Genomic DNA, 11013 nt, shown 5'->3' on the forward strand with positions numbered 1-11013 from the left:
TGCGCCGCTTTCGCCTGGTGCAGCATGATGAGTCCGGATCGCGCGAGCCACCGCTGATCACATCAATCAACAAATTGATCGATTTGCGCAAATTGCCCCGACCAGATACACTCAAAACTGATCGTTTCAATCAAATCAGTGACCGATCCAATCAAGGTCCGATCAAAATGGAGACTGGCATGGCCCAAATACACATCAAGCGCGGCATCGAGCGCGTACCCGGCGGCATGATGATCGTCCCGCTGCTGCTAGGCGCGCTCGTCGCGACCTTTCTGCCGGGCATGCCGAAGTTCTTCGGCTCATTCACCAATGCGCTTTTCACCGGCGCGCTGCCGATTCTCGCGGTCTTCTACGTCTGCATGGGTGCGAGCATCGACGTCAAGGCAACGCCCTATCTGCTGAAAAAGGGCGGCGCGCTGTTCGCCACCAAGGTGGGCGCGGCGATCGTCGTCGGCGTGGTGCTCGGACATTTCCTCGGGGAGCAGCCGATTTCGTCGGGACTCTTTACCGGCCTGTCGACCCTCGCCGTCGTCGCGGCGATGAACGACACCAACGGCGGGCTCTATATGGCGTTGATGGGCCAGTACGGCCGCTCGGAAGACGTGGGCGCCTATACCATCATGTCGCTCGAATCGGGACCGTTTCTAACCATGGTGACGCTGGGCGTTGCGGGTCTGTCCGCCTTTCCGTGGCCCACGCTGGTCGGCAGCATTCTGCCGCTGGTTTTCGGCATGCTGCTCGGCAACCTGGACCGCGAAATGCGCGCGTTCCTCGGCAAAGCAGTACCGGTGATGATTCCGTTCTTCGCGCTGGCGCTCGGCGCGAGTCTTGATCTGCACAAGGTGTGGCAGGCCGGCATTCTCGGCATCGGACTGGGTATCGCAGTCGTGATCATTACCGGCATTCCCCTTTATTTCGCTGACCGCCTGACGGGCGGCACCGGAGTCGCAGGCGCCGCCGCGGCGAATACGGCGGGCAATGCAGCTGCCGTGCCGGCGTTGATCGCCGCGGCGAACCCGGTCTACGCGGAAGCCGCGAAAAGCGCGACGCTGCTGGTCGCCTCCTGCGTGGTGGTGACCGCGATCCTTTCGCCGCTGCTCACGGCAGCCGTCGCCAAACGCGTGCAGGTACGCCGCGAAGCAGCGGAACTGGCGCGATGAGCATGCTGATCATCGCGGACGATCTGTCCGGCGCCGCCGACTGCGCAATCGGTTTCGCGAGCGCCGGGCACCGCACGGTCGTCACGCTGGACGTACCGGCGCACGGACTCGACGCGCACACGGCCGACGTGATTGCCGCCGACACCGACACGCGCCGCCTTACGCCCGCCGCAGCCGCTCAGCGCACCGCCGCGGCGTGGCAGGCATTGCGTGCGCCGGGCCGGCGCCTGTACAAGAAAATCGACTCGACGTTGCGCGGCAACTGGGCGGCCGAAGTCGCCGCGTTGCAGCCGCTCGCGGGTCTCGCGATCGTCGCCCCCGCATTCCCTGCGACCGGCCGCACGCTGCGCGGCGGCCGCGTGTTCGTGCAGGGCGAGCCGCTCGAAGCGACCGATACGTGGAAGCTCGAAAACGCCGGCCGCGCAGCCGACCTCCATGCAATGCTGGCCGAAGCCGGCCTCTCGACGGCGCAACTCGACGTCGATGCGTTGCGCGAAGGCGGCGAGGCGCTCGTGGCGCGGATCGCGGCGGTGGCCGCGAGCGGCACGCAGGCACTGGTCGTCGATGCTGAGACAGGGAGCGACCTGCTGACGCTCGCACAGGTCACCACGCAGATGGATGACGCGCTGTTCTGGGTCGGTTCTGGCGGACTCGCGCGCGAGATCGCGAGCCTCGAAGATCTGTTTGAAGCGCGCGAGACGGCAAAGGCTGGCTCTGCCTCGCAAAGCCCGCCCGAACCGGCGCCGGTACTGGTTCTGGTGGGTAGTCTGTCGGCGGTGTCCGAGCGGCAGTGCGCGATGCTGCGCGACCGCGCGGGCATGGCGGAACTGACGGTGCCACCGGCCGTGCTGCGCGAATGCGAACGTCACGCGGACTGGCCGGCATGGCAGGCGCGGATCGGCGCGGCGCTCGCAACGCGCGCCGATCTGCTGCTGCGCATTGGCCGCGACAACGCGTTCGACCCAGCTGAAGGCGCATTGCTGTCGGCGGCGCTTGCCGCTCTCGTCAAGCCGCACTTCGCGGCGCTCGGCGGTCTGATTGCGACGGGCGGCGAAACCGCGCGCGCGATGCTGAGCGCCGTCGGGATCGGCAGCGTCGAATTGATCGCGGAAATCGAAGCGGGCGTGGCCGTCGGCAAGCCCGTCGAAGCGAGCGCCTTGCAGCCGCATTTGCGTATCGTCACGAAGGCGGGCGCCTTCGGCACCGATCACGCGCTGTTCGCCGCGTGGCGTTATCTGCATGAAGCGCCGGCAGCGGCATCCGCTGGAACCGGCTTACACCATTGAGCCTGAGCGCAACCTCGGCGCGATCAGGTGGGCAGCACAGGCAGACATTCAGGACCAGGCAAAACATCATGAGCAACTACCTTCCCGTAATCGGCATCACGATGGGCGACGCAGCGGGCGTTGGCCCGGAGATCGTCGTCAAGAGCCTTGCGCACGACATCGTCTACAAACAGTGCCGTCCACTCGTGATCGGCGATGCGCGCCGGCTTGAACGCGCGAATCAGATCGTGGGCGGCGCGGCGAAGATTCGCCGCATCAAGGAAGCGGCCGAAGCGCGCTACGAGCCAGGCACGATCGACTGCATCGACCTCGACCTGATTCCCGCCGATCTGCCGTTCGGCCAGTTGTCAGCAGTCGCGGGCGACGCCGCATATCAGTTCATCGCGCGCGCGGTCGAGCTTGCAGAAGCGAAGCAGATCGACGCGATCTGCACTGCGCCGCTGAACAAGGAAGCGCTGCATGCGGGCGGCCACAAGTTTCCCGGCCACACCGAAATGCTCGCGTACCTGACGGGCGTCGATGAAGTGTCGATGATGCTGGTCGCGCCTCAACTGCGCGTGATTCACGTGACGACGCACATCGGCATCATCGACGCGATCCGCAAGATCGAGCCGGGTCTCGTGCAACGCACGATCGAGCGCGGCAACGCCACGCTGGTGAAGGCCGGCATCGCGAAGCCGCGCATCGGCGTGTGCGGCATCAATCCGCACGCCGGCGAAAATGGCCTGTTCGGTTACGGCGAGGAAGAAGAAAAGATCGTTCCGGCCGTGAAGGTGCTGCAGGAACGCGGCCTCGACGTGACCGGCCCTCTGCCCGCCGACACGCTCTTTTTCCGCGCGGGCCGCGGCGACTTCGACCTCGTGGTCGCGATGTATCACGACCAGGGTCATGGTCCGGTGAAGGTGCTCGGCCTCGAAGCCGGCGTGAACGTGACCGTGGGCCTCGAAGTGATCCGCACATCGGTCGATCACGGCACTGCATTCGACATCGCGGGCAAGGGCATCGCCGACGAGCGCAGCCTGCTCGAGGCACTGCGCCAGGGCGCCGAACTCGCCACGCGGCGCGGCTGAGCACGCTCAATGAACGCGACAGATGGCGCGCGGGCCGTGGTGTAACATCGGCAACCTCTTTATTGCAGATGACAGCCATGAAAGCGTCCGAGCGCCATCGCGCGATTCTCGATCTCGTCCTGACCGGCGACGCCAACGTCGAACAATTGAGCGCCGCGCTCGGCGTATCGGAGGCAACGGTCCGGCGCGACCTCACGACGCTCGCCAACCAGCGTCGTCTCGTGCGCACCTATGGCGGCGCGACGGCACTGATCGGCTCACATGAACCGGAGGCGTCGCTCGAAGAACGCAAGGCCACGCAGCGCGAACAGAAGGAAGCCATTGCACGCGCGGCTGCCGCGCACGTCCACGACGGCGATACCGTGCTGCTCGACGGCGGCACGACCTGCGCCGCGCTCGCGCGGCATCTTGGCTCGCGGGTAGATCTTCATGTGGTCACGAACAACCTGCTTGCCGTGATGACGCTGGCTAACGCGCCGGGCGTGCATCTAACGCTGATCGGCGGCGATCTGCGCAATTCGAGCATGAGTACGCTCGGCCCGCTCGCCGAACTTTCGCTGAGCCGTTTGAGCGTGGACAAGGCGTTTCTCGGCGCCGACGGCGTCGTCGCCGAATTCGGGCTTTGCGAGGCGAGCGCGCAGCAGGCGTATCTGAAAGACTGCATCATCCGGCGCGCGGCGCAGGTCATCGTGCTGGCCGATGCCGACAAGCTCGGCCGCTCGCGGCAGCAGCATTGGACGCCGCTCGAACGCGACTGGCGGCTCATCACGTCGAGCGTCGCGGATGAGGCGCGCTTGGCCCCTTTCCGGGCGTTAGAACGCGTCGTCGTAGAAACTGCGGATATCGACAATGCGCCGCCTGCGGCGACGCCCCGCGAAGCAGGCTGAAGCCCGGGCTTCTTGCGAGCCTCGCGTCAACGACTCGCGGCAGTCCCGCGGATTATTTTTGGCTCTCTTCTTAGGGGAGACCGCAGACAGGTCGAGACGCTTGCTATTCGTTTTCGTCGAAGAAGTGAAGATCTGCTGCACGGCGGGCGTCTGACGGCCGACCTACGCCACGACCTACGCCGGATCGAATCGGAGTTTTTTAGCCAACTAATGTCGCGTTTTGGCAACAGAGGAATGAAACGCTAAGCCGCTGCTGCATGACCTCGCAAGCAGTTCCTGGCGGGCAACGCATTGGGGCACGATCCAGTGCGTCACTGAATTGTCAATCGCGAGGCGGCCCTCGTCGAGACAGCGTTTTCGCCCGGTCGTTTGGCGACGATATCTGCATTAGGGCCATCGAGCGCATTGCTGATGAACCGGCAAGTGCTACTTGGTAAGTAGCTGCTTGTTGCCCGCAGCCTCTCGCACCGATCCCATTCCGCCTACGACAATTTAATTTATGTCAAGTTTAAACTGAAGTATTGCGGTACTCATGCACCGGCAGATGCGTTTGTTAGGCGTCGGGAAAATCGGCCGAAGCTCGGCTTCGATCTGGTCAATCGACGGCGGCTTTGTTTCGAGGGATTCGGGCACCTGCCGAAGCAACTGATACTCGGCCACGCCCATCGGCTTGGCGACGCCTCGCAGCGCATATTCCGCGACCAGCCGGTTTTTTTCCTTGCACAAAAGCAAACCGATTGTGGGTTGATCATCCGGCGCCTTCACCTGCGCATCGATCGCGGAAATGTAGAAGTTAAGCTGGCCCGCGTACTCGCGACGGAACGGGGTCGTTTTCAGTTCAACGACCACGTAGCAGCGCAGCTTCAGATGGTAGGACAGGAGATCAATGAAAAATTCGTCGCCGCCGACATCCAGCCGGTATTGCCGCCCGACAAACGCGAATCCCGCTCCCAATTCAAGAAGGAACCGGGTGATGTGACGGGTGAGCGCCTGCTCAATGTCACGTTCCTGTGCATCTTCTGAGATGTCGAGAAAGTCGAAAACGTAGGGACCCTTTATCGCTTCCCGGGCAAGGTCGGACTGCGGCGGGGGTAACGTTTCCCTGAAATTGGTCACGGCGCTGCCGGTTCGCGTGTAGGCCGCTGTCTCGATCTGCATCGTCAGCACCTGCCGCGACCAACCGTGCTCGAGCGTCTTGTCGGCATACCAGCTTCGTTGTTCGGGATCCTTGACCTTGTCCAGTAAGGTACAGACATGGAACCAAGGCAATTGTGCAGCAGGCTGCTGCACAAATTCCGCGTCGGGCCAGGGCAATGTCAACTTGAATGCCGCGCTGGGTAGAATGGGGAGATGAAGAAGAATACCTCGCCGTATCACGGCTTCCGTTTTCCGGCCGCAGTTATCAGTTGCGCGGTGCGCTGGTACCACCGTTTCAACCTGAGCCTGCGCGACATAGCGGAATTGCTGCTCGAGCGCGGCGTCGTGGTCAGCTATGAGTCGGTGCGCAACTGGTGCGACCGATTCGGCGCGGTGTTTGCCTGCCAGGTGAAAGCGGCCCGGCCGCGGCCCGGAACGACGTGGCATCTCGATGAGCTGTTCGTGAAACTGCGCGGTAAGCCCTACGTGCTGTGGCGTGCGGTGGATGAGCGCGGCGTCGAACTCGACGTGCTGCTATAAAAGCTCCGTGACAAGACTGCGGCAACGCGGTTCTTCAAAAAGATGCTGCGCCCGGTGCCCCGGAAGATCGTCACCGACCAGCTGCGCAGCTATCCGGCGGCAAGATCCGAGGTGCCGCAGCTGGCCGGCGTGAAGCACGTCTTCGTGAAGGCCTCGGCCCGGGTCAATAACCGCGCGGAGAACAGCCACCAGCCGACGCGCCGGCGCGAGCGTCAGATGCAGGGTTTCCGTGACCCGCAGCGCACGCAGCGGTTTCTGTCGAACTTCGGCCCGATCCGTCAGCACTTCGCGCTGCCCCGGCACAGGATGAGTGCGGGTGACCATCGCGCACAACTGCGGGCACGCCTGGCCAGCTGGTTCCAGTGGACGTTCGCTGACCCGTCTGGTGTCGATCGATAACTAGCATAGGCATCCAACGGGATTCTTTGACATTCAAGAACCGTTGCAGCTAGGGCGTCACACGTCAATCCAAGCTATCGCCATCCAATCCTGTTCAGTAAAATGGGGTGAAATATCCGGGAGTTCACCCCATGAGAACGAGCAAGGCCTCACGGCCTCAATGATCAACGCCGCCAATCCGAAGGACAGGCCGTATAAGCTTGGCGACCTGAATCGTCTCTCGCTTCACGTCAGCAAGGTCGGGACCAAAAGCTGGTCTTGGGCCTACCGCCTTGATGGCAAAGACTGCACTTACCAGATCGGTCGCTGGCCGGACGTTGGGCTCGCTGAGGCGCGCGAACGGAGGGCTGCGGCGGAAAAGCTTGTAAAGGCGGGAATCCATCCTAAGGCAACCGAACCACCGTCATCGCAATCAAACTTCTCCTACTGACCTTCGTGCGCACGATCGAACTCCGCGCAGCAGCGTGGGACGAATTCGATTTGGAAAACGGACTTTGGACAATCCCAGCCGAACGGATGAAGCGTCGCCTAACACACATCGTTCCGCTTTCGTCGCAGGCAATCAAATTACTCAAGGAGTTGGAACAACTGACGGGAAACAAACTGACGGAAAACAGGACGTGGCTATTTCCGAACCGTCGCGACGAAACACGCTACATGAGCGCCACTACGATCAACCGTGCGCTGGAATACATGGGCTTCGCGGGCTCAAACGGTATCGGTTTTACTGCCCACGGCGCGCGAGGCACCGCCTCGACGTATCTCCACGAGGAAGACTTCGAAGAAAACCATGTCGAGCGACAACTAGCACACGTGCAGAAAAACAAGGTCGCAGGAACCTACAACGAAGCTGCTTACCTAAAGCAGAGACGAGAGATGATGCAGCATTAGGCTGACTACCTATCCGACCTCGGGTTATTCGCGTAGGTGCAACGCAATGTGAACGCGCCCGGTCCAACCGTCAGTCACTGGCTCGAGCACCTAATCTTGCCCAGATTAACGTTGAGGAAATGCGCGCTCCACACGAGCAAGATGCGCGCCGTATGGCGTTTCCAGATCTTTAACGTTAGACTCCTTGGCCCAATACTCTCGATGCGCCTTGTACCAAATCCGCTGCTCGGGCGCTACATCCCGGATAAACGCCTCGGCGCTCTCCCGATGGAACGTGTGGCTCGTGTAGCGGTGTGGCTGCGCGTAGTACAAGGCATAGTCTTCGCATTGCGGCACGCAAGCATTATGCCCGTGAAGGGCGTACGGCGGATGAAGGTATGGGTGTTCGGGCGAGTTCGTCTCGGCTATCCAGCACAACTCCGCATCGCTGGTCGAAAGTTTTCGGCAACACACTTCACAAGTGGCAGATCCTCGCCCAACGAGTTGTTGGGTGATAGGCTGGAGAATCTTTTTCCTGATGTTCTGTCGCATCGTAGACAGCTTTTCACCTCGCGTCTGGCCGTGCGTTTGCCCCAAGAAGAACCACAGAATCCACGTTGAGATCGCGATCGAGCCGATGGCGACCATGGCCGCCATCGGTAACGGCGAGGCGATTAGCGTCCCGACGAGTTGCACGACGAACCCGACTGAGAGCGTAATACTCCCCGAGATCGCAAAGAAGTTGAGACCCGGCTCGTATTGCGTATTGCGAGTCGCCATGTCCACGATTGTGGGCAACTGCCGAAGCGTCGAGATTCTCTCCTGCCGAGAGGTCAGCTGTGCCCCGTCAGCAACGTACCGCCTATGATGCCTAACACCATCCCCAACATGTTGAGCACCGTAGCACTGTGTTTTGGTAGACCGCCGAGCGGTTATCGGCCTCCATCTTATCGATTCGTAGCTGCTGTGCTTGCGCTACCTCTTGCGCGTGTTTCAATTGCGCAGTCAACGTGGCTTGCTGGGCTGACACCGCCCGAACTGTCTCTGCTTGTGCGTTGAGCAATGCACGAGTATGGGGGCAAATCCAGAGTCATCGATGGTTCACTTGCGTTCGTCTCTCTTATCCATACATGACGTGTTTGATCACGCCATTTAACCGTAACGTTCATCACCTCAGCGTTTCCGACTGAAGCAGCTTAGGGCTGTTTGAAGCGTGTGCCTGCACGCCGACGTCGAAGGGCCTTCCTCCATTCTAGGTACAGCATCGTGTTTCCAAAAGAAGCGAACACGTTCATGGCACAACACACCAGCAGCCCCGCTATCATGGCGCGTCTCCCACGGAGACCCGCGCAATGAGGAGTAAGCTGATTCCCGGCAAAGCAATCGCCTCGATCGATATACAAATCGTCGCATACGTTGAGCGCGTCGGCAGCGACAATGAATTTCCTATCGCGAAGTTCAATTCTGTCGAGAGCCGGAGGCAGTGGCTTCTTCCGGCCAAGCAGCGAGGCGCGCCATGCGCGGAAGCTTACCGGAACCTGACGCGAGCCACAGCGACGCCCGCGTCAGCGTTCGGCGCGAGGCTCGTAACGCATCCGCACCGATTCGAGCGCCGCTGGCAGACGCGCCGAGCGGGGCTTGCGCCGCTGCAGCGCGACGAGACCCAGCCGCCTATAGAGCGCCGCCGCGCGCGTGTTGCTCACGAGCACGTCGAGCACGATCTCTCGGGCAGCCTCACCGTTGGCGTCGAGTCCGCGCGCGCTTGCGACTTCGCCACGCAGCGCACGCTCGAACAGCGCCGAGAAAACGCCCGTGCCGCGCGCGTCAGTGCGCGTGGCGCAGTGGGCGATGAGCGTTTGCGCGCGCTTCGGCTTCGGCAATTCCGTCTCGAGCACGAGGCCGCGCAGCAGCATCGGCACAGTACGCAGGATGCCGAAGTAACGTGCGAGCGTCCACACGACGTGCGGATCGTCGGCGAGAATGCGGCGCCCATCGTGTGCCGCGAGCACCGCGACGATCTCGCCGCGTGCATCGACGGCCACTTCATGGCGGCGCCATGAAAAGCGACCGCCCGAAAGCGCGAACGCAAAAGCTAGAAACGCAATGCATTGCGCGGCTGGCACGCCGAGAAAGAACACGAACTCGTGCGCGCCCGAGGCGAACACGAGCGGTGCGCAGGCCGCCGCGTCACTTGCGCGCGCGGCACGGAACGTGAGCGCAGGCGAAGGCGCTTGCGCATCAGGCGCAGCGAAGGCGAAAGGCGTGGCGGTTACCGTCGACATGCGCCCTCACCCTTTCACAATGCGAGCGAGCGCCGCAACCGTGCGCGTGATCTGCTCGGGTTCATGCGTCGAGCAAATGAAAAAGCGCAGCCGCGCGGCCCGTTCCTCCACTGCCGGATAGAAAATGGGCTGCACGTTGATGCCTTCTTCGAAAAGCGCATTGGCCCATTGCGCGGCCTTCAGCGAACTGCGCGTGATGACCGGCACCACGGCGTAGCCTGCGCTCGTGCCGGTGTCGAGGCCCGCAGCGCGCGCGCCCTGCAGGAACTGATGGCCGCGCGCCTTCAGCGCCGCGACGCGCTCGGGCTGCGCCTTCAGCGTTTCGAGCGCAGCAAGCGACGCGGCGGCGAGCGCGGGCGCGAGGCCGACGCTATAGAGGAAACCGGGCGCGAGATGGCGCAGCATGTCGATGAGCGGTTGGCAACCCGCGATAAAACCGCCGCAGCCCGCCAGCGTCTTGCTCATCGTGCCCATCCAGAGATCGACTTCGCTCGACGGCACATCGCAGTGCTCGCGAATGCCGTGGCCCGTTTCGCCAAGCACACCGAACGAATGGGCTTCGTCGACCATCAGAAACACACCATGGCGGCGGCGAATCTCGACGAAGCGCTCAAGTTGTGGATAGTCGCCATCCATGCTGTAGAGGCCCTCGATGACCACCAGCACGTTGCGATACTCGCCGCGCACGCGCGCAAGCAGCGCATCGAGTTCGCGCCAGTCGTTGTGCGCGAAGGCCAGACGTTTTGCACCGCTTAGCTGGGCGCCTTGCACGATGCTGTTGTGGGCGAGCGCGTCGTGCACGATCAGGTCGCCACGGCCGAACAGCGCGCCGATCACCGTGACGTTGGTCGCGTGGCCGCTCACGAACGCCACGCAGTCGTCGGCTTCGTAGAACGCCGCGAGCGCGCGTTCGAGTTCGCGCTGCACGGGCCGCTCGCCCGCCACCATGCGGCTTGCCGAAACCGAGGTGCCGTAGCGATCGATCGCGTGCTGCGCGGCCGCCATCACAGCGGGTTCGGAGGCAAAGCCGAGGTAGTTGTAGTTCGCGTAGTTGATGTACTCGCGCGCGCCGATCGTCGTTGTGGCGCCAGCCATGCCTTCATGCACGCGAAAGAACGGCGACGCCACGTTCAGCGTCTCGCCCATCTGCTTGAGGAGCTTGACCTGCTGGTAGAGCGGCATCGCTTCGAAGCGCTCACGAGCGTCCCACGACGAAGGCTGCGCGCCGGCACGCGCACCAGCAGGCGCGCAGGCGCCATCGAGCTGCGCCTGCGCCTCGCCCGAGACGCGCTCGAGCTGGCGCTTGAGCGCCCCTGCCGCGAGCTGCTTACGGATCTGATCGCCGATTCTCATCTGTTGCCTGTTCCCTGTACGGTCTGGCG

The 11013-nt window shown here is 62.7% G+C and carries 9 protein-coding genes and 2 pseudogenes; 7 read left to right on the forward strand and 4 right to left on the reverse strand.

Going from position 1 to position 11013, the window contains the following annotated elements:
• The first annotated feature begins 179 nt into the window (after nt 1–179).
• From A3AC_RS0118405 to A3AC_RS0118420, 4 genes are all read left to right on the forward strand, one after another.
• On the forward strand, nt 180–1160 hold the full coding sequence (locus A3AC_RS0118405; protein WP_025600676.1) for a 2-keto-3-deoxygluconate permease: 981 nt from the start codon (nt 180–182) through the stop codon (nt 1158–1160).
• The gene (locus A3AC_RS0118410) at nt 1157–2446 is read left to right on the forward strand and encodes a four-carbon acid sugar kinase family protein (protein ID WP_025600678.1); all 1290 of its coding nucleotides are present in this window, start codon (nt 1157–1159) and stop codon (nt 2444–2446) included. Before A3AC_RS0118405 ends, A3AC_RS0118410 begins: the two co-directional genes overlap by 4 nt.
• Nucleotides 2447–2514: 68 nt before the next feature.
• Nucleotides 2515–3516: a 4-hydroxythreonine-4-phosphate dehydrogenase PdxA gene (gene pdxA / locus A3AC_RS0118415; RefSeq protein ID WP_025600680.1), complete on the forward strand. Its 1002-nt coding sequence runs from the start codon at nt 2515–2517 to the stop codon at nt 3514–3516.
• Between the two features lie 77 nt (nt 3517–3593).
• The gene (locus A3AC_RS0118420; protein ID WP_025600681.1) at nt 3594–4403 is read left to right on the forward strand and encodes a DeoR/GlpR family DNA-binding transcription regulator; all 810 of its coding nucleotides are present in this window, start codon (nt 3594–3596) and stop codon (nt 4401–4403) included.
• A gap of 492 nt (nt 4404–4895) precedes the next feature.
• Here the strand turns inward: A3AC_RS0118420 and A3AC_RS0118425 are convergent.
• Nucleotides 4896–5711, reverse strand: a pseudogene (locus A3AC_RS0118425) (PDDEXK nuclease domain-containing protein); the annotation flags it as partial.
• Nucleotides 5712–5753: 42 nt separating this feature from the next.
• Between A3AC_RS0118425 and A3AC_RS29315 the strand changes: the two are divergent.
• The 3 genes and pseudogenes from A3AC_RS29315 (at nt 5754) to A3AC_RS31065 (ending at nt 7370) form a co-directional block, all read left to right on the forward strand.
• A pseudogene (locus tag A3AC_RS29315) lies at nt 5754–6479 on the forward strand (IS6 family transposase).
• A 160-nt stretch (nt 6480–6639) separates the two neighbouring features.
• Nucleotides 6640–6909: an Arm DNA-binding domain-containing protein gene (locus tag A3AC_RS31060; protein WP_025600684.1), complete on the forward strand. Its 270-nt coding sequence runs from the start codon at nt 6640–6642 to the stop codon at nt 6907–6909.
• The gene (locus A3AC_RS31065; RefSeq protein WP_442856513.1) at nt 6891–7370 is read left to right on the forward strand and encodes a tyrosine-type recombinase/integrase; all 480 of its coding nucleotides are present in this window, start codon (nt 6891–6893) and stop codon (nt 7368–7370) included. Before A3AC_RS31060 ends, A3AC_RS31065 begins: the two co-directional genes overlap by 19 nt.
• Nucleotides 7371–7475: 105 nt before the next feature.
• On the opposite strand, the gene A3AC_RS0118445 is transcribed toward A3AC_RS31065, so the two are convergent.
• The 3 genes from A3AC_RS0118445 to A3AC_RS0118455 all read right to left on the reverse strand — a co-directional run bounded on the left by A3AC_RS0118445 (nt 7476) and on the right by A3AC_RS0118455 (nt 10984).
• Entirely contained in the window at nt 7476–8129 is a 654-nt protein-coding gene (locus A3AC_RS0118445) for a hypothetical protein (RefSeq protein ID WP_025600686.1), read from the reverse strand.
• Nucleotides 8130–8914: 785 nt separating this feature from the next.
• Nucleotides 8915–9631: a GNAT family N-acetyltransferase gene (locus tag A3AC_RS0118450; protein WP_025600687.1), complete on the reverse strand. Its 717-nt coding sequence runs from the start codon at nt 9629–9631 to the stop codon at nt 8915–8917.
• Nucleotides 9632–9637: 6 nt separating this feature from the next.
• Nucleotides 9638–10984: an aminotransferase class I/II-fold pyridoxal phosphate-dependent enzyme gene (locus A3AC_RS0118455; protein ID WP_025600689.1), complete on the reverse strand. Its 1347-nt coding sequence runs from the start codon at nt 10982–10984 to the stop codon at nt 9638–9640.
• Between the last annotated feature and the right edge of the window lie 29 nt (nt 10985–11013).

Origin of the sequence: Burkholderia sp. WSM2230, from assembly GCF_000472445.1 — a bacterium.
In the GTDB taxonomy this organism is placed as follows: domain Bacteria; phylum Pseudomonadota; class Gammaproteobacteria; order Burkholderiales; family Burkholderiaceae; genus Paraburkholderia.